This window comes from Paenibacillus sp. 10L310 (assembly GCF_056395745.1).
The window spans coordinates 475,861-501,926 of record NZ_JBFTKC010000002.1; the positions used below are offsets into that span (position 1 = coordinate 475,861).

Below are 26,066 nucleotides of genomic sequence, written 5' to 3' on the forward strand. Positions count from 1 at the left end.
CGTATCACCTCCTCACATGTTCGAACACATCTATATAATCAGGAACAATCCGTTCACCATCAATCAGAAGATCACCGATCGTTTCCATAGCCACATCATTAATTTCATCCAGCAGAAGCGTAGGCATCGTTCCATATTGCTCAGCCAGACGCATCAGCTCCGTATCTGGACTTGCGCCAAGTAGGACATGAATCGTTTGCACCTGCTGGGGGGAGAGTTCATTGGCAAAGAGCAGCCATTCTTCATCCAGATCAGCCTCAGCAGACTCGTCCCACTGCAACCTAATCGATTCTACTTCCGCTCCTGTTGCAATCTCTACTGCAGATGGCTCCGACTCCATGGAACCTTCAGTTGGAGTGATCTCATTCCTTGCTTCCAGTACATCGAATGGATTACTTGTAACATTTGCGCTATTAACCTCTTCATCCTTCACTTCAGAAGGGTGATCATCCTCAATTGTAAGCGCCAATCGCACGTACTCACTTTCCTGCTGTAAAGACGCCAGTTTCTCTGAATCAATACGAATCATCGGTTGTTCCACGGACTTCGCCTGTTCGATCGCGTATGTTTTGTCCAGGTATCGCTCAATCAGATTTGCAAGTTCGGGTTCAAGAGTCTGTCCTCGCAATCTGCCTCTGAATCCGAGCAGTTCACGAAGTTTATTTTCAGTACATCGATAGATCCGCGTAACCATCTGCACAAAATCAGACTGCTCGCCTATGGGCATATATCTGAATGATACCGATCTTCCATAGATCGAATCATCATAGACTGCTTTGCGAAACAGGATGCGCTCCACCGTACGTTCATCGTTGGATTCAAACTCAGGCAACATTCCAACTTGTCGCGTACGTTCCAGATACGAATCAACCAAGGCCATGACGCGCGGGATGTACTGCTCCATCACTTCTTTGCCGCCATCTCTGTAGAACTTACTAAGTGTAATATCGTAATCATAGTATCTTTGCAGCATATTCAGCGAGATATCCGATACTTTATCCTGTAAAATACGTTGCAGCTCCATATCCAGCATCTCTGCTGGCAGATATCCGCCCGAAAGGCCCATGACCTCGGATAAGGACATTTCCATCTGATGGACCAGCACATAATCGACCATCCACTCTTGCATATATATATTTAATTGAGGGAGCCGTTCACGGTAGTTCACCCATAGCTGCTTCAATTGATCATAACCATCCTCAGGATTCTGCCAGCCAATGCCGTTAATTAACTCGTAGATATGAACAAATAGATAGGACAGATCGGTATCCGGGTATCTCCCCTGACGTACTTCCTTCCTCCAAAACATATACCACTTGCGCTGGGCTTCATTCATCACGCCATACGTTGGCCAGTAACTCATAAAGGGAACCCACGGGGATACATCCCCCTCCATCTCTGCCCACTGCTTTGCTTCCTCTACAAAACGTTTCTCTGAGGACAATATGCCTCCACGATGCTGAATCGTATCATGTGCAGACTGCACAATGGTTGAACGATCAGGAACCGGAACCGCTGCTGTTTCAGGTTCTTCACTCAGATCTATCTCCATAAATTCCAATTGTCTTGAGTTGTCTTTCATAGAACGTTATCTCACCCTCCTCCAAGACAGAATACGAACAAGTGTATCCATAGGGATCATTATATCACTTGTCCTGTGTCTGCGGTGACGAAATTTAGACATTCCTGGACACAAAAAAGAAGGCATTTCTGCCCTCTTTTCATCATGTCTATTTAACTTTTTTCTGTCCTCTCCGTTATGTGTAAATGTATTGTTTCAACTTATATAGGTTCCTTTTAATATATGAAAAAAGTCCGCCCTACGTATTAATCCATTGATCTAATAGTCGGAATGTCTCTGATGCACTGTGTACCATGTTGTCATGATCTTCTGGAGTGCTGATGGACTGCTGCAGCAAACCTGTAAACTCGCTCCATCTTGTTCTTGTCTCTGAGCCGTAAGCATTGAAATATTCCAATCCACGATCAGCTTCAATGGTCAGGAACTGCGACAAACGCTTGGTCATGATCTGTCCACCGTTCGTGGACCCCTCAATTACATACAGATATCCGAACAAACGGGCAGGTGTTGAAATATCCGGCAGTTCTTCACAGAGCGGAAGTTGGCTGATTTCCTCTTCACTGGCACCCAGATTTCGTAAATCTTTTTCCAACAGTCCAGCCTTGCCTCTAATCTCAATATCCAGTCCCGTACTTTCCCAGAAAGGCTGTTGTACAGCCTGATCCTCCAGCGGTTTCAGGAATCCATAAAATTTCTCTAAATATGTTCTATATTCTTCTATAGTCACAGTTTGATTCATAATGGCTTTTGCATAAGGGTTCTGTTCTACTTGTCTGTGATAATGAGCTGTCTCGCTCTTCAGACGTTCCATAATAGTTGTTGCTGTCATCCCTAGTTATCCCCTTTCACAATCTGTTTTATTGTTGCAAATGAATGCTTATCCTCAATTAATTCTCATTGTGCCTTAAAATAGAACTACTTGCGCTGCACTCAGCTCCATTTGATACAAACATAGACTCTATGTAAGTATACTTATTCTTGTTTGAGAAAACTATATGAATCCGTCATTGTTTCACGTTAGATTATTTCCCGCATTGTTATGATAACTAGTTATAATTCATAGGATAAAAAAATAAAAAACGACCCCTGACGTCATGTTTGTCAGGAATCGTTTGATATAAAGATGATTTATTTGTTTATTTGTTTATGGGATCGGACCCCGAACCCCAGTTTTTTAACTTGTGTAATAGACTGATTAGAGCCGGAAGCAAGATTGGAAGCATGACAAAACTTAGCAAAACCAATCCGATGATGACAGAAATAGCTACTTCAATCAGTGTAACAACACCGGAAGGAATTAGTGCGGCGAAGGTACCTCCCAATATTACTGCCGCGGAGATCACGACCCCTCCTATATTACGGGAAGCTTCCTTAATTTTATGAATTGGATCTCCTTCAATCTCACGATATTTCATCATGAGGAAGATACTGTAGTCCACACCAAGTGTAACAATCATGATCAGACTGAAGAAAGGAACGTTCCAGCTCAGATAGTCAACGCCAAGCGGGCCAACCATCAGCAATTCATTCAGACCAAGGGCCACATAATACGTCAGGAATAACGCACCTATAATGATTACAGTCTGCCAAAACGAACGAATAATGAACAAAAGTATCAATCCAATTCCAATCAGCATGATCATGGATGTCCGATTCAGATCACCTCCGGATAATTCTTTCATATCCAGGTTCTGTGACGGTATGCCGCCCAGTGCCACTTTCGCCTCACTCAAATCCGTGCCAACCAAAGCCGTTTCCAACTGCTTGTTAAGATTTTGAACAACATCCATCGCTTCTTTCGAATATGGATTATCGGTCAAAATGATGGAGATTTCCGCTGTCTTCCGATCCGAAGACATATACATGTCGAGCGAACTTAGAAACTCTTCTCCTTTTAATACCTCTTCTGGAATGTAGAAGCTTTTCGCAGCATCAGACTGGCCAAGATGACCCAAATAATCTTCGGCATCACCAAGACCCTTCGACACATCTGAGAGTCCTTTTGTACTTTCGGTCAATCCGGATTTCAACTCACCCATTTTGTCCTGCAAATCGTTCAGACCGCTTAACAACTGACTCTGTCCTTCATTAATCTGACCCAGCCCATCTTTCACTTCCAATGTTTTACCCGCTATCTGCTTGGTTCCATTGGCTCCAGTCGCCAAACCTTTGGATAGCTCGCCAGCACCGTCTTCAAGCTGACCGACACCTACAGCAACCTGAGTCAGACCGCCACTAATTTGAGCCATTGACTCGTTGGCTTCCTTGAAAGAAACCATAGCCCCATTGTACTGCTGCATCAACGGGTCCAACTGTGTGTATAACGCGTTCAGTTCAGTTTGAGCCGCTTGAGAAATATTAATCACTTGTACGGCATCTTCTTCTTGTTGTAACTCAGGATGAGTCGCAATTAGACGGGTCATGCTGCCTTCGATCTGAGTATAGGCATCAAGCGCTCCCTTAATGGCTGTCTTGATGCTTGTGAAAGTACCACTAAAGGAACCAAATCCCTGTTCAAGTTGCCTATACCCTTTTTGCAGATCATTGGCACCTTTAGACAGGACTCCAACCTTTTCTTTAAGGGTAGTAAGTCCGTTTTTCAACGTCTCTGCCCCTTCTTCCCCATTATTCAGACCATCAGATACCTGATTCATGGCGTCTCCCAATGCATTTACTCCAACTTGCAACCGGCTTGTCCCATCAATCAACAGCTGTACGTTACTTAAATCATTTGAAGATTGAAGCTGTCCAGCTGCAGAGGACAAACCTTCGTTAATTTCGCTTACACCATCGTTTGCTTTACCAATACCCTGATTAAGCTCCTCTGCTTGATCGTTAATATACAACTCTTTAATTTGGACTCCAGTTGGTCGAGTGACACTGTAAATCTCAGAGACACCTTCCACCTTGGACATCTTATCCGTCAGATCATCCAGTGCCTTCAGCAATGTCTGATTGTCCATTGCCTGCTCGGATTGCACAACCAATGTTGTTGGCGCTGAGAATCCTGGTGCATAATGCTCCATAATCAGATTAATCCCCTGTTTGGAATTGTAGTCATTATTGACTTCAAACAGATCATTATAACTTAGTCGATTACTGTAACTGAATAATAAAGGAACACTAATCACCGCAACCAGAATGATCGCCAGGAAAGGTCTTCGTACCGATTGGCGGGATAAAAATCCCCACAGTCGGCTGTCCGCATGGCCTTCGAATTTTTTCGATGGCCAGAACATTTTTTTGCCCATGACAACCATGAAGAACGGGTTCAACGTATTGAGGACGATAATGAGAACCGCTACTGCGATCGCCACCGCTGAGGTTGCCTGATATAACTGAAACTTGGCAAGCATGAGTGCAAGAAACCCGATGAATACAGCGATGCCGCTATACAATACGGTTCTGCCTGCTGTTTTAAATGTCGTTTTGGTCGCAAGAATCACATCGCCATCTTGTCTACTTAGTTCCTCCTTGAATCTGGTATATAACAGGATATTATAATCCGTCCCAATACCAAAGAGGATAACGACCATAAATATCTGAGTAAAGTTCGAGAACGGAAAGTTAAACCAATCTACAAGATATCCCACAATAGCTAATGAAACAACGTAAGATATACCTACCGTGAGCAGTGAAATAACAGGTATGATCGGCGATCTAAAAATAATAATCAGGATAACGAGGATGAAAATGATCGCGATAATTTCTGTTTTCTGCACACCGTCTTCAATCGATTTACCAAAATCATCATCGATCAGGTCAGCTCCCGTCAGATATGTATCCACATCAGGGATGGTTGTAGATTCTTTTAACAGACTAATCACTTCCGAAAGAGGAATATTCTCATCTATAGTGACGGTGATTTGAGTCAGGATCGTGGTTTGGTCCTCGGATATAAGCCGATCGGCTTGCTCTTCACCATCCAGATGGCTTGTGATCGTCTCAATATTCAGTTGCTTTTTCTGATTTTTCAGGTTGGATAAAACGGATTCGATCTCCGTCTTTTGCTGGTTCGTTAATGCTTGTGTATCTTCTCCACTATTAAATACAGCAATGATGGAATAAGTATTCCCGCTATCCTTATCCATATCTTTCAACATAGTCGCAGCAACCTGGCTTTGTGCCGTTTCAGGAATTGAAATCTGTCCTTTTTCTTTTACCAGTTGACCAAAATCAGGCATCGCCACTACAGATACGAGAGTAATGAGTATCCAAAAAATCAGGGAAATCGTTCTGGGATTCCTAAGTTTATTCATGATTTATCTTCACACACCTTATGTCTAGTATCGGAATGAATATTCATTCCGTTTATGTTGTAAAAAAGGCCAATAGAATCAATGGACTCTAATGGCATTCCACAGGCACTCCTCAAGCTGGTTCATTAGCTCCGGCGTCGCTTCCAGGAGACCTTTGTTAAAGTGTTCAAACAAATGTATGAAAGCACCGTAAACTATATTCATTAAAGCTTCTGTAGGCAGTATAAGAATGGCTCCTTGCTGCTGCCCCTTATGTATGCATTCATTCAGAAACCCCATAAATTCATTGACACTTTCCTTGCTTTCATCGTGAAAATGCAATGCATTACCCGTAGAATTAATAAACTTTAGGCGATCCGGGTCGGACTCTGCGAACTTGAACAATCCACGAAAAATATGATGAAACTGGTCTCGTACAGGTATCGGCTCATTCGGAAATCCCTGTTTTAAGGCATCAAGAAACTCCCTGATACTTTTCTGAAAAAGTTCATTCAACAATACTTCCTTGTTCGTAAAATAACGGTAAATAGTGCCTGCCCCCACCTGAGCCGAATCAGCAATCATCGGCATGGTTGTTGCATCGAATCCCCGCTGGGCAAAAAGCGTTAAAGCAGCTGCAAAAATATCATCTTTTTTGCTGCTTTTAGCCATGTGGCTATCCCTCCTTTATATAGGAATGAACGTTCATTCCGTTATGTTTGATCAGTATAACTCCTTTTGTCACTTCAAGCAAGACCTTTCTATTCTACTGTTTATTCTTCAAAATGATACAATAACAATAAAATCTATTATTTTGGAGGACTTATGTTCATGAATATAACCATTCAAGACATTATACAGTATCTCACAGCCCATGTAGAGTTACCGGAGAACACGGTAGATCGGCTGATTACTGGCTCGTCCGACCAAACGGTCACAGGTGTGTTTGTTACTTTTATGCCCACTCAACATGTCATTGAACATGCCGTACAACGTGGGGCCAATCTAATTATCGCTCATGAATCCCCCTTCTACAACCATCACAGTCATACCGATTGGTTAGCCAATGATCCAGTTTATGAAACTAAAAAAAGCTTGATCACCGAAGCAGGCATTTCCATCTATCGATGTCATGATATCATCCACCGCTTCCAACCGGATGGCATTACCGAAGGACTGATTCAGGCCTTGGGGTGGTCCTCTTATGTAGAGCAACGACTACCGGAAGCAGACGTCCTTTCTTTTCCGGAAGGAAGCACCGTTGAAGCTATTGCTCACCATGTGAAAAGTTCCCTAGGCATCGATTATGTACGCGTTGCAGGTAATGCGGAAATAGTCTGTAGACGCGCAGCGGTACTGGTGGGTTTTCGTGGTAATGGACATGTGACGATTCCCTTGATTCAGAATGAGCAATTGGATCTCATCATTGCAGGAGAAGGATTCGAATGGGAGACACCGGAATATATCCGTGATGCTGTGCAACAAGGCAAGTCCAAGGCACTGATCATGATAGGGCATGCAGAGAGCGAGGCTTCGGGAATGAAGCTATTGGCAGAAAGGTTGGCAGAACGTTTTCCCAAATTGTCTGTTCGTTTTGTAAACGAGAAGCCTGTGTACACCGTGATCTAATAGGATCATTGGATTTGTATGGAGAGGATCTTCTAGCTGATTGCTTCTAATCTCATTGCCTTTCCTACCCCGGAGCTTTGGCTACTTTCTATGCTCCGGGGTACGCTGGGCAGACTCTCGTTTCATTTCTTGGACAGCTACCGAACCTGACACACTCTATTTAGCGAATATTTGCCGATTTTCAAAAGTAATGAATCGTTGACACCCTATGCCTCCATTCCCCCCTGTTTTACCGCCCATTTCTACCCAACATAGCCCATTTAACGTCGCTGAGATTTGTTAGATTTCTCAATTCAATCGAATCAGTACAACAAGGTGTCACTAGTTCGTTAGATTATGATGAAAAATGAGTACTGAGCACATATGCCACGCATCTTTTCATGCCCCCCATCTGGATTTCCCGAGTTCTTTATTGTACTCTAAATGCTGTGACTTCAAAGCTCAGGACATTTGTCCTTGGCGTTCAGAGTCAATTTATCATTTAATAATAGAAGTCGAAGTGATTGAATAAGGAGCGTACATATGAGAGGAATTATTTTTGCATTACTGGGCGGCGCGTGTATCACGCTCCAAGGGGTTGCCAATACTCGGATTAGCACCGACATGAGCACATGGCAGGCCGCTACGATTACACAACTGACAGGATTCATCTTAGCTGCGCTGATCCTAATGTTTGTTAGAGACACCAACCTTCAAGGACTCAAACAAGTAAAACCCATGTACTTGGCTGGAGGTGCTTTTGGCGCCGTCATTATTTTCAGCGAAGTGACGGCCATTCAGCAAATTGGGGTTACGTTCACGATCTCGGCCCTGCTCATTGCTCAGCTGTTCCTGACTTTTCTGGTAGATAGTAACGGATGGTTCGGCGTGGTGAAACAAAAGATGAAACTGCCGCAATTTCTAGGTATTGCCTTAATGGTGACTGGTGTCATTATTATGAAACTATAGTTTTTGGAGAAGGATTGAAACATATCGTCGGGGGTGAATCACAGCGTGCAAGAGATCCATAACGAGCAACAATTAATACAATATCTGAAGCAATATCAACTCGAAACTGTATTTCACGAGTCCCTGCGTACACATATGACGTTATGTCACTTTGAGAAGTGTGAACTGATCTGTCGTGAAGGGGAAACTTCCGAATATTTGTACGTACTGGTCGAGGGTAAAATCAAGATTTTCACCACCTCCGCTCAGGACAAAACGCTGGTGCTTTGTTTCAAAACACCGCTTGAAGTTGTCGGTGACATAGAGTATGTCCGTGAAAGCGATATTGTTAATACGGTTCAGGCCGTGTCACCTGTGGTGATGCTTCGCATTCATTATCAATGGCTCGCTGAGCTTGCCAGCGATTATGCACCTTTACTTAAATTTTTGCTCAAAATCATCTCTCACAAATTCTACATTGACTCGAACTTTTCCAATTTCAACCTGATGTATCCCGTTGAGGTTCGTCTAGTCAGCTACCTGCTCTCCATCTCAACAGAAGAAGCGGGCAACGTCGTTCATGAAGAGCTGGACGCGTTCAATCTGACCGACATCGCGAATCTGATCGGTACCAGTTACCGACACCTGAACCGGGTCATCCAGAAGCTCTGTGCAGACGGGTTAATTGAACGACATCAGGGATTGATTATGATCAAGGATCGAGTGGGTCTAAGGGAAATAGCAGGTCACAACATTTATGAATAAGGAGTTTGACAACCATGTTAATCACAGGTATTTCGCTTGCACTACTGGCAGGTGCACTTGTCAGTCTGCAAACGATTTTTAATAGCAAAGTCAATGAACGCACCGGTTCATGGTCCACAACAACGATGGTGCTTTTCACCGGATTCATTGCATCTTTCCTAATCTCTCTGCTGGTAGAGGGCAAGAATACATTCAGCTTTCAGCATATGCAGCCCTGGTACTGGCTCAGCGGAGCCATCGGCGTTGGCGTGGTCTTCTGTCTCGTGCAAGGGATGAAGCTGCTTGGTCCCACATATGCCATCTCGATCGTACTGACGTCCCAATTGAGTTTTGCGCTACTATTTGATTCCATGGGTTGGCTCGGTCTGGAGCAAATTCCTTTTTCATGGAATCAGCTGCTTGGTGTACTTGTCATTGTTGGCGGAATTGTGTTGTTCAAGTTCGGTGGAAGTAAATCGGAAAAATCAGATCAGTCCCCTGGATCGTTGCAGTCTGAATCGTAAACGAACAAAAAAGAGTGTCCGTCCAATCCCGCAGATTGGTCAGACACTCTTTTTATACAATCAAACCACATATCGTTTCGTTCTCTTATACGAACTCTACGTTATGGTAAACTTGCTGAACATCTTCAAGGTCCTCAAGCGCATCGATCAGTTTCTCGAACTGAGCTTGTGCATCCTCTGGAAGTTCAATATGGTTTTGCGCAAGCATGGTCAGCTCGGCTACTGTGAACTCAGTAATACCCGCAGCTTTGAATGCTTCTTGTACAGCGTGGAACTGATCCGGTTCTGCATATACAATTACAGCATCGTCTTCGTCCACGATATCACGTACATCCACATCTGCTTCAAGCAAAAGTTCCAGTACTTCCTCGGAGTTTTTGCCTTCTATACCAATAACCGCTGTTGGATCAAACATGTAAGCAACAGAACCACTGACACCCATGTTGCCAGCGTTTTTGTTAAACGCAGAGCGCACTTCAGGCGCTGTACGATTCACATTGTTAGTGAGTGCATCAACGATGACCATCGCACCATTCGGTCCGAAGCCTTCATAACGCAACTCTTCATAGTTCTCATCCCCGCTACCTTTTGCTTTTTCCATCGCACGATCAATGATGGCTTTGGGTACATTATACGTTTTGGCACGTTCCAGCACGACTTTCAGTGCACGGTTCGCTTCCGGGTCCGGTTCGCCCTTCTTGGCAGCTACATAGATCTCAACGCCGAATTTAGCGTAGACCCGGCTCGTGTTTGCATCTTTTGAAGCTTTCTTTTCCTTGATATTATTCCACTTACGACCCATATCGTTTCCGCTCACTTTCAACATTTAATCTGCTTTCTACTATGCCATTATATCTTGTTGAGCGTACTTCAACAAGTTAATACACACGAAATAATGGGAATAACTGCGGTGATTATCCATCTCCATTTGAAGATTAGCTTCAGTTTATCCTCTCATAAATCTCTCAGCAGCAACTAACGTTACCTCTATTCACTCCATATATAGCAGACAAGAAGCACCCCATAAAGGAATGCTTCCGCCCTAAATCAGTCCTAATTTCAGTTATCTTACTCGGTCAATTAAGCGTGAAATTGTCGACCATCCAACACTTCAGGAACATAACCCGCACGAATGACAAAGTCTCCGAAATGTTCCCCTTCATTGCGCTCCTTGGCATACTGATTCACCATTGGAGTTAACGTGTCCAGAATCTCAGTTTCACCAATGTTTTCTTTGTACAGCTTATTCAAGCGATGTCCAGTGAAGCTGCCACCGAGATACATATTGTATTTACCTGGTGCTTTACCGATAAATGAAATCTCTGCCAGCATCGGTCTTGCGCATCCGTTCGGGCAGCCGGTCATCCGAATGACAATTTCTTCGTCTCTCAGCCCGGCTTCGTCGAGTACAGGCTCCAGTTTGTCGATCAGGGACGGCAAGTAACGTTCGGACTCAGCCATCGCAAGGCCGCAGGTCGGAAACGCAACACAAGCCATTGAACTTCTGCGCAGCGCTGAGTAATGTGCACCATCAGTCAGGTTATATTGCTGAATGAGTGCTTCAATCTTTTTCTTTTTCTGGCTGCTAATATTACCGATGATTAGATTTTGGTTCGCAGTCAGACGGAAATCACCCGTATGCACTTTGGCAATTTCACGTAAACCCGTCATGAGCGGATAACCATCAACATCCTTTACACGACCATTCTGAATGAACAGCGTGTAGTGCCATCTGCCATTATTACCTTTTACCCAACCATATCGATCTCCGTTAGTCTCAAAATGATATGGACGTGCCGCATCCAGTTTCCATCCCAGACGGGTGGTCAGCTCTTCGACAAACCACTCCACACCACGATCATCCAGCGTATATTTGAAACGAGCATGTTTACGAACTGCACGATCTCCATAATCACGCTGAATCATAACTGTTTTCTCTGCAACATCAATCATTTGCTCCGGCGTACAGAAACCAATGACTTTGGACACCTGAGGATAGGTTTTGGCATCACCATGAGACATCCCCATGCCGCCTCCTACGGAAACGTTGAAGCCTTGCAACTTGCCGTTCTCCACAATAGCAATAAAACCAATATCCTGTGAATAGACGTCCACATCATTGGATGGTGGTACAGCAATACCGATTTTGAACTTCCGTGGCAAATACACTTTGCCATAGATTGGTTCAACTTCTTCGTCCGAGTCCTGGGAATCAACCACTTTCTCTCCGTCCAGCCACAGCTCATGATAAGCCCGGGTCCGAGGGTCCAAATGATTGCTCACCTGACATGCCCACTCATACACTTCAGCATGCACATCAGATTGATTCGGATTCGGGTTACACATCACGTTACGGTTTACGTCACCACATGCAGCCAGTGTGCTTAACAACGAATCGTTCACTTCGCGAATGGTGTTTTTAAGATCCCACTTCAGTACGCCATGCAGTTGGAAAGACTGACGTGTAGTCAGACGAATCGTCTCATTCGCATATTTATGCGCTACCCGATCCATCATCAACCACTGCTCCGGGGTTACAATCCCACCGGAAGCACGCACACGTAACATGAATTGGTATGCAGGCTCCAGCTTGGATTTGTGACGCTCGTTACGCAGGTCACGGTCATCCTGCATATAACTACCGTGGTGTTTCATCAGACGGTTGTCGTCCTCTGGAATAGCCCCCGTGATACGATCAGCCAACGTTTCGGTCAGACTTCCGCGCAAGTAATCACTTTTGATCTTTATATCTTCCACATCGCTATTCGTGCGCTGTGGGTTAAGTAAGTTATTATAAACCATGCTGCTTTCTCCTCTCGTCTCTGCGGGATGGTGCAATCCGGCTGGGCCGGTGATTAATAGACGTCCCGCTGATAACGTTTCTCCTGCTGTAACCGTGTCAGATATTCCGATGCCTGCTCAGGCGATAAACCGCCTTCTTGTTCAAGAATCGTGGTGAGCGCAGCATGCACATCATGTGCCATTTTTTTCTCGTCACCACAGATATATACGCTTGCACCTTCCTGAAGCCACTGGTACAGTTCTTTGCTGTGTTCCAGCATGCGATGTTGTACATACACTTTCTGTTCCGTATCACGTGAAAAGGCTACATCCATCTTCGTGAGCACACCATCTTTGAGCCAACGTTGCCATTCCGTCTGGTACAAGAAGTCCGTGGCGAAATGCTGATCTCCGTAGAACAGCCATGTCTTGCCCTCTGCTCCTGTCTCTTCACGCTCACCAAGGAAAGATCTGAACGGCGCCACACCTGTACCTGGGCCAACCATGATGATCGGTGTATCCGGGTTCTCAGGCAGCTTAAAATTCGGGTTATGCTGTATATATACAGGCAAGGTGTCGCCAGCTTCGATTCGTTCAGCCAGATGTACCGAGCATACACCGTAACGTTCTCTGCCACGTGCTTCATAACGTACCGAACGAACAGTAAGATGAACTTCATCCGGGAAAGACTTCGAACTACTCGCTATGGAGTATAGACGTGCCGGAATTTTGCGAAGAGCAGCTACAAATTCTCCGGCAGGAATCCCTTTCAGATTATAATCATGAACCAGATCCAGCAGATCACAGCTATTCATGACCGTGCGGAATTCGGAATCATCTGCGAGTAACGCTGTCAGGCCACTCCCAGGATTCAGTTTCGCAAGTTGTTCCACGACCGGTTTCGTCACAGCTGTAATTTCAAAATAACGCAGCAACGCTTCTTGCACAGATGCCTGATCGCCATTTTTATTCACGGTCACGCGTTCATCGGCATTCCATCCCATGGCTGCAATCAATTCATCTACAAGGCGCGGATGATTCTCAGGGAATACCCCAAGGCTGTCACCTGGCTCGTAATCCAGGCTGGAACCTTCCAAAGACAACTCAATGTGGCGTGTTTCACGGTCCGATCCTCTGCCATTCAGATTGAGATTCTCCAACACTTCAGCCTTGAATGGATTCGTGCGATCATATTCGGATTCCCCGCCGCTCACCGCAGCTGTAACAGCCTCCGTGGTTACCGTACTCGCAGCAGCAGATGTACTGCTTAAGGATGCCAGTACTTCATTCATCCACTCCGCAGCTGCTTCATCAAAATCAACATCACAGTCCACACGCGGTACAAGGGCTGTACCACCTAATTCCTGCAATCGTTTATCGAAGTCCTTACCTGTCTGACAAAAGAACTCATAGGAGGTATCTCCCAGAGCCAACACCGAGTAACGAAGTCCTTCAAGCTTTGGAGCCCGTTTGCTGTTCAGGAATTCATGCAGCGGAATCGCATTATCTGGTGGTTCGCCTTCGCCATGCGTACTGACGATAATGAGGAGATTTTCAATTTTCTTGAGTCCGTTCGGTTTGAAATCCCCCATCGATGACAACGTTACCTGAAGACCTTGCTCTTCAAGTTTCTTGGCCAGCTTTTTCGATAGGCCACTGGAATTCCCGGTTTGTGAACCAAAAAGCACGGTAACTTCCCGGGATACTGGCGGAGCACTGACAGGTGCAATACCTGTAGCTGGTGCAGCCTGTACCAGGTTAGCTGGAGCTGTTATTGTCGCGCTTGCCTGAATTGCTGCAATATATCCGCTCAACCAAGTACGTTGTCCATCGGTCAATGTAGGAATAAGACGATTAAGCAGTTCAACTTGTTCTTGATTAAAAGGGCTGTTTGTCACTTGAAGTTCCACTGTTTGCCACCTCGCGCATTGCTTCGATTTTAATTCCGACTAAAATCATCACATTAATTTAATTTCTTCTCTCTAAAACCTAACACACCGGGTGTTGAGGGTCAATTTCAATGATTTTATAGCATTTATCAGTTTCGCTGATAAAGGACAAAAAACAACAAAAACCCTCCTTTTCAAATCAAGGACGGTTTTTGTTTTAATTTTAATTTGGCGGCCAGCTCAAGTTGAAGTTGAAAGTGGAATATAGTCACTAAAATGATCTCCAAGCACTCTGCTTTTATCTCCGTATACTCTGTCCAAGTGATTCTCTCCCCATAGACATATGCGGTCAATGATGTCCTGTAGTGTCAAGCCGTACTCTGTCAGCTCATACTCTACCTTGGGCGGAATCTGAGGATGAATGATCCGATGGATGATTTCATTCTTTTCCAGTTCACGCAGCTGCTGGGTTAAGACCTTCTGGGTAATGCCAGGAATGGCTCTGCGAAGTTCGCTTGTTCGTTTTTTACCTGATATCAGCTGATGCAGAATAAGAATCCTCCATTTTCCACCGACCAGTTCCAGCATCGCCTGCACACCACTCTCATATTTTTTCATTTCTTGTTCCACTTGTACTCCCCCATAATTCACATATATGTATATCCGTTATTAAAAGTAACCGAAGAACCCCAAAGTATCTACAGCACTCTCAGGTGCGTACTTCTCAAGAAGATGTCATGAAACTTATAATAACATTGGTCAGAATGTTTAACCAAAATAAAAAGAAAAAAGGATGGTTACTCCTACATGAAAGTTAAACTGGTCGTTACTCACCCAAGACAGGATTCCCTAACATTTGCCGTGATGAATCGTTTTATAGAAGGTATGCAGGAGAATTCCCATGAAATCGATATCCTCGATCTATATCATGACGGATTCGATCCCCTATATCGTGTAGAAGATGAGCGAGACTGGCAAAATCCCGATAAACAGCATGCCCCTGTGATTCGCAAAGAGCTGGATCGTGTGCTTGCGGCTGATGCCATTGTATTTGTTTTCCCGGTCTGGTGGTACAACGTTCCCTCCATGCTCAAAGCTTATCTGGACAAGGTATGGAACATGGGGCTGCTGAACAAGGCAAACTCCAAAAAGGCACTGTGGATTGCACTAGCTGGGGGGACGGAGGCTTCATTCCATAAATACGACTATTACAACATGATTTCGAATTATCTGAATAACGGTATCGCGGGTTATGCAAGAATGCAGGAATCACGAGTCGAATTCCTCTATGAAACCATTTCAGAATCCAAAGAACATATTGAAAGCTTGCTGGAGCAAGCATACCAAATCGGCAAACATTACAATTAACAATTCGCAGAAATTACAGATAACATTCGTAGACATTACAGATAACAACTGTAAAACGACATGAAGATACATGTTCGTTGAGTAAATTACTTTTCGCCCATGGCTGGCTTATAATTAAGAAGGCTTACTCCAACCTGGGCTCCAGGTCAAAGTAAGCCTTCTTTTTCACGCGCTACGATTCTGGTGTATCATCATTTCTTCCATACCAGTTTGCTCATCATCGCATATAACAACGTAGCCGATTCGGCTCGGGTTGCTTCGGCAAGTGGTTTCACCTCACCGTTGTACCCGTGGGCGATGCCCAGATCCACAAGTAATGCCACACTATCCCGGGCATAAGAGCGAATCTCGGAAGCGTCGCGGAAACGAGTAAGGTTATCTGTTCCAGCCTTCTCGGAGTCAACCAGTCCAGCCGTTGCAAGTGCGCGAACTGTTAATGTCATCATCTCTTGACGAGTGATCGTGGACTCTGGCAAGAAGCGCCCGTCACCTGTACCACTGGTGATACCTAGCGAACGCGCAGCTGTAACGGCTTGGTAATATGGAGCCTTTTCGTTTACATCAGAGAACGCATTCCCGGAAGAAGCATTCAAGCCCAGCGCAGTCATCAACCACTGCATGTATTGGCCGCGGGTCATCTCCTGTTTTGGATGTAACTGCGTGGAATCACCACTTGCCTCAGCATCAATTACACCTCTAACAGCCAAAGCCTCCATTGCTTTCTTGGCCCACTGCACTTCTGCAAGATCTGCGAATGTCTGCTCAACAGGCACAACAGCATAATTTCCTGTGAGTGATGTTACGGAAAATACAAGTTGCCCGCTGTTTGGATCGTAGTAACTTTGCGGTAATGGAGTTGCCACACCGTTCGCGCCGATAGCAAATGCTACAATCCGATCCTGCTGAGCATTTTGTGAGGATTGGAAAGGCAGACGAAGTATCAATTCGCTTTCCGATGGCCATGGTTGACCATCCAGTTGAAGTTCAAGCTGGACTCCATATTGCGTGCCGAGCTGATCTGCGACTGTTTTTGCCAACTCTGTTCTGACCAATCGGATTGATGCAATCCCATCACCAACGATATCCTTCATTAACAGTGTCGCAGGAAGCTCCAACATTCCCAGCTCTGTAACAATGTTGAACACATGTGACTCACCCTGACCTATCAACACAGAGGCAGGCAGAGACAATTCATATGCCGTTGCTCCCGAAACCGGCTTCAGCCGAAGTTCGACCAAGCGCTGGCCCGCATCTGTTGAGGGGGCAACTTTAAAAGCATCTTTAATCGTTGAAACATCCACGTTGGACTGCACTACACCCTTCTGATCTGACTGTCCCTGCAACTCCAGAACAGAACGGTCCTTCTCCGGTTTAGGTTGTGGTACCGCATTCTCTGCACTTGGGTTACCACTTCCTGATTGTCCACCATTGCTGGATGAACCAGAACCATTTCCTGGATTTCCACCGGAATTGCCGCCTGGATTACCGCCCGAACCAGGGTTGCTTCCGGGGGAAGGCACAGATGGCAACACCTTCACCGTCAACGGTATAGTCAGGGCTCTACTGTCGTCAGAAGTTCGAGTAATTTCCAACTGCAGGGTTACTGTTGTTTCCTTAGATGGTGGGATAATCGTTCCATCAGTTTGAATGACCGACGGTACCGAACTGGAAGCGATCTTCACCGTGAAACCTTGCGGCACGGAAGGGAACTTCAGTTTTTTTGCACCTGCGGAAGGCTGTTCCAACGCTGTAATGCTTGTGGCTACATCAGCAGCGCTCTGCTGAGCCGTGTGCACCTGATAAGCGGAAGATACACCTCGCACCGATTGCCCCGTGGCATCCAAAGCCTCTACTTTGTAATAATATTCCGTGCCGGGGTTCAGTTCACTGTCCGTGTACTCCCGTCCATTGCCGCTGTAGACCATCTTATACTCACCTTGCTCACGATCTGAGCGGTAGAGCTTGTAGCTTGCTGCACCAAGATGAGCATCCCAGCGAAGCGTTGCGCTCGTTGAATCCAACGTATCAGCATTAAGGCCAGCACTATCATTTACAGGTGGCGCGGCGTCAGGTTTAACGATCATAATCCAGCTAATCATCGGGTCCTGCGATGCCGTATTGCGCACGGTCAACTCCAGCTTGTTGTCCGACACACTGATGCCTTTGTTGGCTCTAACGCTGGCAGGCGTAAAAGTAACTGCTCCGGTATTGGTGCCATTGATGATGAAATTCGCTCTGCGCGATGTATTGCTCCACGGATCGTTGAATCCGGCGTAGACATCGTATGTCCCGTTTGGCACATCAAATCTATAGGTTAAGTCCGTGCCTTTAGGAGAATTGCTGACATTTCCACCGTTCAGATAACGTACGGTCGAGAATATATCCCCGCCATTCGAACCGGATGCCAGTGCATCTGCGCTGACATAACCCCAATTACGTCCCTCAGCCGGAGCGTACATCTGATCGGGCGTTCCCGGGTTGGCAAGCGTTCCTTTCATATAAGCACCCATGAGACTGTAATCAGCCGTTTCGTAACCTCCGCTATTCACGAAATATAGTGTATTCTCCGGAATGACATTTACGCGAACTGCCTGCTTTTTGTTGTTATATTCCGGTGTCGTTACCTGTAATGTGAGCGGTCCTGGCTTAGCAAAATCTTCTGCCGTCATCTCCCGGTTATCAATCGTCCATACTGCTGGCGTTGATACCAGTGCTCCACCGTCGCGCACATTCAATGTTGTTGGCAGGGATGGTACTTTGCCTAACGCCACGGCTTCTGGCAACGGATCAGCAATATCTACCTTTCCCATCGAATTCAGCAGATCAGGTGTCCAACTGTTATACCACTTGATCGCGATGTCGGAGCCTATTCCAAACTCAATTGGCAAGAACACGTATTTTGCAGCGTCATTCGAGAAATTGCCACCATTCCACGTATCCCCCACGTAAATGAACTTGCCTTTTTCCGGATCGACCGGAATGACGGATGTGGTCTGTGTGCCAAATGCCTTGCCTGGATCCGGATCGGTTGGCAATGTACGCACGAACGGATTGGTCTGCGTTGACCATGGGCCAAAAATGTTATCCGCCACCGTCACTTTGTTTTCGTTAGGGGCCCAACCGGAAGCTCCGGAAGTCAAAATATAATATTTCCCCTGATACTTGAACATCGCCGGTGCTTCACGTTGCCCTCCCGGGAACACACGCACGTAATCTACGCCGTATTCCGCCTGATAGGTGGAATCACGTACCGGATTGCCTTTGTCATCCGTTCGTCCTTCCTTATGCCACCCTGTTACGTCACTGTAGTCTTCATTCAGTTTGGAGATATAGAGCGTCAGGTTTTCTTCGCTGGAGTAGATCAGATAACCGGTACCGTCATCGTCCTTGAACAACGTCATATCACGTGCCATCCCCCGGTCGCTTGGGAAGTAATCTTTCTCTCCTTCGGGGGTTCTGTCCATCCGGTAACTCTTCTGATACACAAAAGGCCCTGTTGGAGAGTCGCTGATAGCGTAGCCAGCCCGTGCTTTACCGTAGTTCGCATTATTGTTGTACGGGTCCTTGTCTCCGTCCATATGAGCCCACATCACGTATTTCTTCGTTTTGTCGTTATAGATGACCTTAGGCCGCTCAATGATCCGTCCTTTGCGGATATCTGCCCAGATATCCACGCGGTCCTCACGCCCCGCATACAATTCGGAGATCAACGGGTCATTGTCAAAATCATCCATGGATTGAAGTGTCGTTAGAGCCATGCCTCGGTCCGTCCAGTTCATCAGATCCTTGGATGAATACACACGCACACCAACAGCTGGCCAGCCGCCCTTATGATATTCGCCATACCAGTAATAGGTCTCCGTCTGTTCATCATAGAAAAAGCCAGCCCCATGAGCATCAATCGGCTTCCCGTCCAGATCTGGCCACAATTGCCCTGGTGTAATGCTTGTGCGAACTGTGGCAACACCCAGCGGTGCGGATGCTGGAGAAGTTACGCCGTCCACGGTCGCCTGAATGATGTAAAAATATCCTGTGCCCATCGTCAGACCGCTATCGTTAAACGTGTTTTCATTGCCACTATAGACCTGCTGATACGTACCCGTAGCACTGGTTGAACGGGACACGATATACGTTACATCAGATCCAGGCAAGACATTCCACCCCAGAGAGATTGATGTGTCCGTCACAGCTGTGGCAGCGAACTCTGCTGGAGAGTCAATGGAGTATGTCGTGGCTTCTGCAACAGTGAATGCTGACTCACCAGCTGCGTTATAGGCTGTTACGCGATAGCTGTAGCTGGTGCCCGGCTCAAGTGCATTATCCGTGAATGTGAGCCCTTTCCCTTCGTATATCTGCTCGTATTGCTCACTGCCAGATTCGGCCCGAACCACGCGATAACCAGTTGACTTGTCCACGGCGGGCCAAGATAGCTTCACACTCGTGGCATTGAGTGCTTCGGCCTTTAATTCGCCCGGAGCCTGTGGTGCTGCGGCTGTCGTCCGAACTTCCAGCGGAGCAGTCCATAATGATTCGGTTAGGCCTCCGTATTCATAAGCGAGCCTGTAATAATACACCGTATCCCCGCTCAATCCTTCATCCATGTGTTCCAAAGTTCCGGTACTGGTTACCAGAGAATAACCGCCTTCAGGCGTAGAGGAACGGTACAAGCGATAGGCTGATGCTCCCGCGATTTCAGACCATTGCAGTGAAACCGAAGAAGCCGTCTGCTCAGCAATAGAGAGCTGAATATCGTTCCCAGGCGGTTGCTCGGCAATGGTCACGTCATCTGCATGTACCGACTGCCACTTATTCCGAATGCCCACAGTACCTGACCCGTATGTAGGATCGACCAGATCAAATACCAACCGATCGGAGCCGTTTTCCGCGATATACCCGCGAATGGTGGTACCTGATAACACCACTTTGAGCGTGTACCATGTATCTTTGGCAAAAGCATAGTCCACCGTTTTCAAAGTTGTGTCTGATCCGTTCACCCGTTTGGAGAAAACGAGTTTATTATTGGGAACCTGCATTTGAAAATAGTAAAAGTTGCTCTTATCCTGAAACCGCGGCAATATTCCCGGATACCCCTGACCGGCTCCCGTGTAAAAGCGCATGGACACGGTCATGTCCGACATGGAGTCTCCAGTAGAGATGATGCCTTCATTGGTATCGCTCTGGAAAAGCGTAAAGTTGGACGCATCTGTCGGGTCAGCGAACACTTCCCAGTTGCCTGAGCTTACGTTCCACGCGGGTGATTCCGTGAAATTCCCATCCGAAAAATCGTCCTGCAACAACGTGGCGGGTATACTGCTCAGATCGGCATACGCCTTACTCGGTAGCATCAACGGTCCCGAAGACAGCGCAAGTGTTGCTGATAACATAAATATCATGGGTTTCCTGAGTTTATCCAATGTTCATTCTCTCCTTTGGCATGAAAGATGAAAGCATGGTTCATGTATGCGCGGTGTTGTTGTTCAGCCTATCCTCAGCAACCAGTGGTCAGTAACGAGCTTTTGTCCACCCCTTATTTTAATGAAACCGGTTTCATTGGAGTGCAAAAAAAAGACCCGTCTTCCCTTCTAAGTGCAATGATACCCATACGGAATACCGTGTTTTCTTTGCCCCTATGCAGTGAAACAGGTTTTTAATATATAAATGTAATCGCTTTCCTGAATTATATTATTGCCTTATTCAAGCTGTCAACTGTGAATTGGGCTCAAACATTTTTCGTTAAAACCACGCAAAAAAGACGCGAGTTCTGCCTGTTTTGCAAGCAAAATTCGCGCCTTTTCTCACGCTTCTAGCTTGTTCGCAAGCTCGCACGTGATTCGTAATCAAAAGCGGACTTTTTGAACAACCTCTATTTAGAATACTTTTGTTGTCCACGACTCACAGTTCCACGTCTCCGTAACGACATCACGGTAGAATTCCGGTTCGTGGGAAATCAGAAGAATACTGCCTTTGTAAGCCTTGAGCGCACGTTTCAACTCTTCCTTGGCATCAACGTCCAGATGGTTCGTCGGCTCATCGAGCACAAGCAGGTTGGTTTCATTATTGATCAGCTTACAGAGACGCACTTTAGCTTTCTCGCCACCACTCAGTACAGCTACCTTGCTCTCAATGTGTTTTGTAGTCAAACCACATTTTGCAAGTGCAGCGCGCACCTCGAATTGGGTATAGGAAGGGAACTCCTGCCAGATCTCTTCAATACATGTATTGTAGTTGGCATCCTTCATCTCTTGCTGGAAGTAACCAATCTCCAGATGTTCACCACGTTGAACGATTCCTTCCAGAGCTTGAATTTCACCCAGAATACTGCGCATCAGCGTTGTTTTACCGATTCCGTTCGCACCAACAAGGGCAATCTTCTGTCCGCGCTCCATACGCAGATCCAGTGGTCTGGACAACGGTTCGTTGTATCCAATTACAAGACCTTTGGTTTCGAAAATGAGCTTGCCGGATGTTCTTGCATCACGGAAGTTGAACTGCGGTTTCGGTTTCTCCTTGGCGATCTCGATGACATCCATCTTGTCGAGTTTCTTCTGTCTGGACATCGCCATATTACGTGTAGCAACACTTGCTTTGTTCCGCGCTACAAAATCCTTGAGGTCAGCAATCTCTTGTTGTTGGCGTTTGTACGCCGACTCCAGCTGCTGTTTTCTCATCTCATGCACTTCCTGGAAGTGATCATAATCGCCCACATAACGAGTTAGATTCTGGTTCTCCATGTGATAGATCAAGTTGATAACACTGTTCAGGAACGGAATATCGTGAGAGATCAGAATAAAAGCATTCTCATATTCCTGCAAATAACGTTTCAGCCATTCGATATGCAATTCATCCAGATAGTTCGTAGGCTCATCCAGGAGCAAAATATCGGGTTTTTCCAGCAGCAGCTTGGCAAGCAGTACTTTGGTACGTTGTCCACCACTCAGGTCATTGACGTCTTTATCCAGACCGATATCCGTCAGGCCCAGACCACGTGCAGTTTCATCCACTTTGGCATCAATCATGTAGAAATCCTGGTTTGTCAGCGTATCCTGAATCGTACCTACGTCTTCAAGCAGTTGTTCAAGCTCCTCCGGGGTAACATCGCCCATTTTGCCATACATATCATTCATTTCCTGTTCCATGTCAAACAAATACTGGAACGCGCCGCGAAGTACGTCACGGATCGATTGGCCTTTATTCAATACAGCATGCTGGTCCAGATAACCAACCCGCATCCGTTTGGACCACTCCACCTTGCCTTCATCCGGCTGAAGTTTTCCTGTAATAATGTTCATGAAGGTGGATTTACCTTCACCATTGGCCCCGATCAGACCAATATGTTCGCCCTTCAACAGGCGGAATGAAACGTCGTTAAAGATAGCACGGTCACCAAAACCGTGACTTAATTTTTCTACATTTAATATGCTCATTCATGACACCTTTTCTATATAGACTTAATTCTTTGTATATTATAAGCGTTATATCCTGCACAACTCAACGCCATATTAAAAATTATTCCACCTTTTTGTCTGAAATTTGCCTTATATGAAAGTATGGGTTAAAATTTTGCCTTAACGAATTACTATTATATAGAACGGAGCTCTTCGAAGAGCATCAGGTGAAGATTATGATTGAAGTGAAACAATCCAAGTTGGGTGATGGTGGTGAGTTTAACCGCGGGGTATTTGCTACCGTTGATATTGCCAAAGGAACGCTTATCCATCAGGCACCCGTTGTGCCTTACCCAAATGAAGATCATGAGCATGTCGAAAAAACGATTCTGGAAGATTACGTGTTCGAATATGGGGCGAATCATACCGCAATTCTGCTCGGTTACGGCAGTCTGATCAACCACTCCTATGAACCTAACGCTACTTATGATATCAATTTTGATAACCACACCTTTGACTTCTACGCGTATACAGACATCAAAGCTGGCGACGAAATCGTAATCAATTACAACGGTGAGGAAGACAGCATGGACCCGTTATGGTTCCTGGACGATTACGAGGAGCGTATGCTGGAGTTCAATAAGTCCAATGATGATGAGGGTGAAAAAGAGACTGAACCCCATTCCCTGGATACGGACACGAGTAAATAAACGTTAAACTCAAGTAAAGTTCGCAAGCACTCTGTTGTATGTGCGAAAAGAACTCACTGTACCCGGTGAATGATGAAATGAGTAACTGGAGACTTTTCACAGTCCAAAGTTTAAACACACAAATAAGCAAGTCCTCCGTTAATGGAAGACTTGCTTATTTGTGTTGTCTTGCTTTCTAAGCCAGATACACCTGTTCATGTTTTATTGTTTATCGTGCATCTTAACTTGTTTTAATCTGTAATCGGCGGATCTGTATGCAAGTCTTGATCGGGTGTCGTGGATCTCCACTTGGTAAAGGCTACCTCGAACCCTGCACGCTTTGGTGAACACAGAAATGGACCTGCATGTTTGTTCGTTGGATAGGCAAACCGTGCAACCCGAATCGTACGCCAAGGATGCTCATCTGTGCGTGCACGAATGACAACAGCCTCATTACTGTAGGAGGCTCTGATTGTTACGATTCGTCCACCCCACTCTGGCACAGGAGAGAGTGACCAATCCGAATATGTATCCGTCACGACGGCTCCAACATGTGCCACACCATCATTGACCTCAACTCCGGCCTTGATCCATTGGTCTTCTCCGTACCATAACATTAATCCCGCTTGATCATATAATTCGGTGAATGAGCTTAGATCAAACGATACCTCAATCGCTTCCGTTCCGTCCCATGGAGCAAGCATGGCGTGTCCATCCCGATGACAGAACCCGTAGAATGTGTTCTCCCAAAAGTCACTGCCTTCCCGAGCTTCCACAACGAAACGATCCCCATCCATCCGTGCAGCAACGGGTTCCTTAGTCCACTTGCCTTCATGAAGCCCAATAAAATCCGATGACATCGTTATTTTCATCCTTTCTTCCGTCCCAAAGGGGGGTCCATCCTCACTTCATCACTTCTAAATTAAAGAACCCAGATCCGATGCAGCAGTAGGATATGCAAAATTCATGGTGTTTAACTGATCGATAGTCAGATTGAACTGAATCGCCATTGCAAAAAGGTTAATCAATTCTTCTGTTTTGCTCCCGAGCACATGCGCGCCCAGAATACGCCCGGTTGATTTATCGATCACCACTTTGGCCATGGCAAATTTTTCATGAGTTCGCTTGTAAGTATACCATTTCGACATATCATTTACCTGCACCTCGTAGCCCTCTTTTTTGGCTTGTTCCGTGCTCATACCTACAGCTCCAAGGGCAGGGACAGTAAACACAATGGAAGGCATCACCTTATAATTAGGTTTGTGTTGATTTCCCTCCAACAAATTGAACGATACAGCCCGGGATTCCTGACCTGCTAACGGGGTTAAAGGCAACCCTTTAGTATCCGTTACATCGCCAGCAGCATACACTCTCGGATTACTTTCACTTTGCAAGTACTCGTTCACCGTAATCCCCTTTTTGCTGTAGCTGACGTTGGCTTTCTCCAATTCCAGCCCATCCACATTAGGAACACGCCCGGCTCCATGAACGACAAGTCCGCACTGCCACTGGTGATCTGCACCATTACGTGTGCCATGAACGACATAGGCGTTCCCCTCTTGCCGTATGGACTTCACCTCCGCGTTCAAGTGAACATGAATGCCGATCTCTTTTGATTTTTGCAACAAAGATTCTACAAGCTCCACATCAAACGACTTCAGAGGCTGTTCACTCCGATGCAGGATATGGACTTCCGTCCCGGCTCTGGCCGCAATATGCGCAAACTCAAATGCAATGTATCCGCCGCCTACCAGAACTAAACGATCCGGCAACTGTTCCAGATCCAGAAAGTCATCACTATATATAAGATGCTCCGAGCCCTCAATCTCAAGTGGCGCAGGTCTTGCACCGGTAGCAATCAGAATGTGTTTCCCATGGAGAACTTCTTCACCAACTCGAATATGATTTTCATCGACAAATGAAGCTTTACCATGGAACGTATCCATTCCGGCCTGTTTGAATTGATCTTCACTTGCTCTAGGTATGCTCTCGGTAAAGGTGCGTTTAAAGGCCATAAGTTCAGACCAGTTGATGGTCGCCTGTCCCTGAATTCCTTTCCCTTGCATCCGTTCATTCCAGTCAATCAGCTCAGCCGCTCCAGCCAGCACTTTCTTGGGATCACAGCCACGCAGTGCACACGTTCCGCCGAACTCACGTTCATCAATTACAGCAACTCTCCAGCCAGCTTCAGCGCAACGGGTGATAACAGAGCTTGCCGCGCTTCCTGTTCCAATTGCAATCAAGTCATACGTTTCTTGTGTCATCATGGTTCCTCCTCATCCTTTTGGTGCATCTATTGCAGGGATGCCT

Annotated in this window: 18 protein-coding genes; 6 read left to right on the forward strand and 12 right to left on the reverse strand. The window is 45.9% G+C overall.

What is annotated here, in order from left to right; all coding sequences use genetic code 11:
• Window positions 1–4: 4 nt before the first annotated feature.
• The 4 genes from AC1DE7_RS07575 to AC1DE7_RS07590 all read right to left on the reverse strand — a co-directional run bounded on the left by AC1DE7_RS07575 (window position 5) and on the right by AC1DE7_RS07590 (window position 6,492).
• Entirely contained in the window at window positions 5–1,582 is a 1,578-nt protein-coding gene (locus AC1DE7_RS07575) for a TerB N-terminal domain-containing protein (protein ID WP_477534059.1), read from the reverse strand.
• Between the two features lie 238 nt (window positions 1,583–1,820).
• Window positions 1,821–2,411: a biliverdin-producing heme oxygenase gene (locus AC1DE7_RS07580; protein ID WP_315372717.1), complete on the reverse strand. Its 591-nt coding sequence runs from the start codon at window positions 2,409–2,411 to the stop codon at window positions 1,821–1,823.
• A 307-nt stretch (window positions 2,412–2,718) separates the two neighbouring features.
• Window positions 2,719–5,841 carry an MMPL family transporter gene (locus AC1DE7_RS07585; RefSeq protein ID WP_477534060.1) on the reverse strand — a complete coding sequence of 1,041 codons (3,123 nt, stop codon included), beginning with the start codon at window positions 5,839–5,841 and terminating at the stop codon, window positions 2,719–2,721.
• Window positions 5,842–5,919: 78 nt separating this feature from the next.
• Window positions 5,920–6,492, reverse strand: coding sequence for a TetR/AcrR family transcriptional regulator (locus tag AC1DE7_RS07590; RefSeq protein ID WP_017688759.1), 573 nt, complete (start codon window positions 6,490–6,492; stop codon window positions 5,920–5,922).
• Window positions 6,493–6,651: 159 nt separating this feature from the next.
• Here AC1DE7_RS07590 and AC1DE7_RS07595 point away from each other — a divergent pair, with 159 nt between their 5' ends.
• The 4 genes from AC1DE7_RS07595 (at window position 6,652) to AC1DE7_RS07610 (ending at window position 9,644) form a co-directional block, all read left to right on the forward strand.
• Window positions 6,652–7,449 carry a Nif3-like dinuclear metal center hexameric protein gene (locus AC1DE7_RS07595; RefSeq protein WP_477534061.1) on the forward strand — a complete coding sequence of 266 codons (798 nt, stop codon included), beginning with the start codon at window positions 6,652–6,654 and terminating at the stop codon, window positions 7,447–7,449.
• Window positions 7,450–7,971: 522 nt separating this feature from the next.
• Window positions 7,972–8,397, forward strand: a complete 426-nt coding sequence (locus AC1DE7_RS07600) for a DMT family transporter (RefSeq protein ID WP_477534062.1) — start codon at window positions 7,972–7,974, stop codon at window positions 8,395–8,397.
• 45 nt (window positions 8,398–8,442) lie between these two features.
• Window positions 8,443–9,141: a Crp/Fnr family transcriptional regulator gene (locus AC1DE7_RS07605; protein WP_477534175.1), complete on the forward strand. Its 699-nt coding sequence runs from the start codon at window positions 8,443–8,445 to the stop codon at window positions 9,139–9,141.
• A gap of 14 nt (window positions 9,142–9,155) precedes the next feature.
• Window positions 9,156–9,644 carry a DMT family transporter gene (locus AC1DE7_RS07610; protein ID WP_340032852.1) on the forward strand — a complete coding sequence of 163 codons (489 nt, stop codon included), beginning with the start codon at window positions 9,156–9,158 and terminating at the stop codon, window positions 9,642–9,644.
• Between the two features lie 85 nt (window positions 9,645–9,729).
• Here AC1DE7_RS07610 and AC1DE7_RS07615 read toward each other — a convergent pair whose 3' ends face one another.
• From AC1DE7_RS07615 to AC1DE7_RS07630, 4 genes are all read right to left on the reverse strand, one after another.
• On the reverse strand, window positions 9,730–10,446 hold the full coding sequence (locus AC1DE7_RS07615) for a YebC/PmpR family DNA-binding transcriptional regulator (protein ID WP_036608916.1): 717 nt from the start codon (window positions 10,444–10,446) through the stop codon (window positions 9,730–9,732).
• Between the two features lie 278 nt (window positions 10,447–10,724).
• Entirely contained in the window at window positions 10,725–12,446 is a 1,722-nt protein-coding gene (cysI, locus tag AC1DE7_RS07620; RefSeq protein ID WP_477534063.1) for an assimilatory sulfite reductase (NADPH) hemoprotein subunit, read from the reverse strand.
• A 53-nt stretch (window positions 12,447–12,499) separates the two neighbouring features.
• Complete coding sequence (locus AC1DE7_RS07625; protein WP_477534064.1) at window positions 12,500–14,335, reverse strand: assimilatory sulfite reductase (NADPH) flavoprotein subunit; 1,836 nt, start codon at window positions 14,333–14,335, stop codon at window positions 12,500–12,502.
• Window positions 14,336–14,554: 219 nt separating this feature from the next.
• Window positions 14,555–14,944, reverse strand: a complete 390-nt coding sequence (locus AC1DE7_RS07630; protein WP_280523071.1) for a winged helix-turn-helix transcriptional regulator — start codon at window positions 14,942–14,944, stop codon at window positions 14,555–14,557.
• A 177-nt stretch (window positions 14,945–15,121) separates the two neighbouring features.
• Between AC1DE7_RS07630 and AC1DE7_RS07635 the strand changes: the two genes are divergently transcribed.
• Window positions 15,122–15,682: an NAD(P)H oxidoreductase gene (locus tag AC1DE7_RS07635; protein ID WP_282321617.1), complete on the forward strand. Its 561-nt coding sequence runs from the start codon at window positions 15,122–15,124 to the stop codon at window positions 15,680–15,682.
• 191 nt (window positions 15,683–15,873) lie between these two features.
• Here AC1DE7_RS07635 and AC1DE7_RS07640 read toward each other — a convergent pair whose 3' ends face one another.
• Window positions 15,874–21,075 (reverse strand): S-layer homology domain-containing protein, encoded by a 5,202-nt coding sequence (locus tag AC1DE7_RS07640; RefSeq protein ID WP_477534065.1) that lies wholly within the window; start codon window positions 21,073–21,075, stop codon window positions 15,874–15,876.
• Between the two features lie 474 nt (window positions 21,076–21,549).
• On the reverse strand, window positions 21,550–23,106 hold the full coding sequence (locus tag AC1DE7_RS07645; RefSeq protein WP_282321619.1) for an ABC-F family ATP-binding cassette domain-containing protein: 1,557 nt from the start codon (window positions 23,104–23,106) through the stop codon (window positions 21,550–21,552).
• A 197-nt stretch (window positions 23,107–23,303) separates the two neighbouring features.
• On the opposite strand from AC1DE7_RS07645, the gene AC1DE7_RS07650 reads away from it, so the two are divergent.
• Window positions 23,304–23,777: an SET domain-containing protein gene (locus tag AC1DE7_RS07650; protein WP_100528913.1), complete on the forward strand. Its 474-nt coding sequence runs from the start codon at window positions 23,304–23,306 to the stop codon at window positions 23,775–23,777.
• A gap of 230 nt (window positions 23,778–24,007) precedes the next feature.
• Here the strand turns inward: AC1DE7_RS07650 and AC1DE7_RS07655 are convergent, their stop codons facing one another.
• Together AC1DE7_RS07655 and AC1DE7_RS07660 are read right to left on the reverse strand one after the other, a co-directional pair.
• A complete protein-coding gene (locus tag AC1DE7_RS07655) occupies window positions 24,008–24,616 on the reverse strand; it encodes a DUF1349 domain-containing protein (RefSeq protein ID WP_036608539.1) in 609 nt (202 codons plus the stop codon).
• Window positions 24,617–24,673: 57 nt separating this feature from the next.
• On the reverse strand, window positions 24,674–26,020 hold the full coding sequence (locus tag AC1DE7_RS07660; RefSeq protein WP_477534066.1) for a dihydrolipoyl dehydrogenase family protein: 1,347 nt from the start codon (window positions 26,018–26,020) through the stop codon (window positions 24,674–24,676).
• Window positions 26,021–26,066 lie beyond the last annotated feature (46 nt).

Excerpts from the sequence above, each read along its gene's own strand:
- AC1DE7_RS07640 (WP_477534065.1), bottom strand. The coding sequence starts at position 21,075 with ATGATATTTATGTTATCAGCAACACTTGCGCTGTCTTCGGGACCGTTG.
- AC1DE7_RS07660 (WP_477534066.1), bottom strand. The coding sequence starts at position 26,020 with ATGACACAAGAAACGTATGACTTGATTGCAATTGGAACAGGAAGCGCG.
- AC1DE7_RS07600 (WP_477534062.1), top strand. The coding sequence starts at position 7,972 with ATGAGAGGAATTATTTTTGCATTACTGGGCGGCGCGTGTATCACGCTC.
- AC1DE7_RS07585 (WP_477534060.1), bottom strand. The coding sequence starts at position 5,841 with ATGAATAAACTTAGGAATCCCAGAACGATTTCCCTGATTTTTTGGATA.
- AC1DE7_RS07645 (WP_282321619.1), bottom strand. The coding sequence starts at position 23,106 with ATGAGCATATTAAATGTAGAAAAATTAAGTCACGGTTTTGGTGACCGT.
- AC1DE7_RS07595 (WP_477534061.1), top strand. The coding sequence starts at position 6,652 with ATGAATATAACCATTCAAGACATTATACAGTATCTCACAGCCCATGTA.
- AC1DE7_RS07615 (WP_036608916.1), bottom strand. The coding sequence starts at position 10,446 with ATGGGTCGTAAGTGGAATAATATCAAGGAAAAGAAAGCTTCAAAAGAT.
- AC1DE7_RS07650 (WP_100528913.1), top strand. The coding sequence starts at position 23,304 with ATGATTGAAGTGAAACAATCCAAGTTGGGTGATGGTGGTGAGTTTAAC.
- AC1DE7_RS07575 (WP_477534059.1), bottom strand. The coding sequence starts at position 1,582 with ATGAAAGACAACTCAAGACAATTGGAATTTATGGAGATAGATCTGAGT.
- AC1DE7_RS07655 (WP_036608539.1), bottom strand. The coding sequence starts at position 24,616 with ATGTCATCGGATTTTATTGGGCTTCATGAAGGCAAGTGGACTAAGGAA.
- AC1DE7_RS07610 (WP_340032852.1), top strand. The coding sequence starts at position 9,156 with ATGTTAATCACAGGTATTTCGCTTGCACTACTGGCAGGTGCACTTGTC.
- AC1DE7_RS07590 (WP_017688759.1), bottom strand. The coding sequence starts at position 6,492 with ATGGCTAAAAGCAGCAAAAAAGATGATATTTTTGCAGCTGCTTTAACG.
- cysI (WP_477534063.1), bottom strand. The coding sequence starts at position 12,446 with ATGGTTTATAATAACTTACTTAACCCACAGCGCACGAATAGCGATGTG.
- AC1DE7_RS07635 (WP_282321617.1), top strand. The coding sequence starts at position 15,122 with ATGAAAGTTAAACTGGTCGTTACTCACCCAAGACAGGATTCCCTAACA.
- AC1DE7_RS07580 (WP_315372717.1), bottom strand. The coding sequence starts at position 2,411 with ATGACAGCAACAACTATTATGGAACGTCTGAAGAGCGAGACAGCTCAT.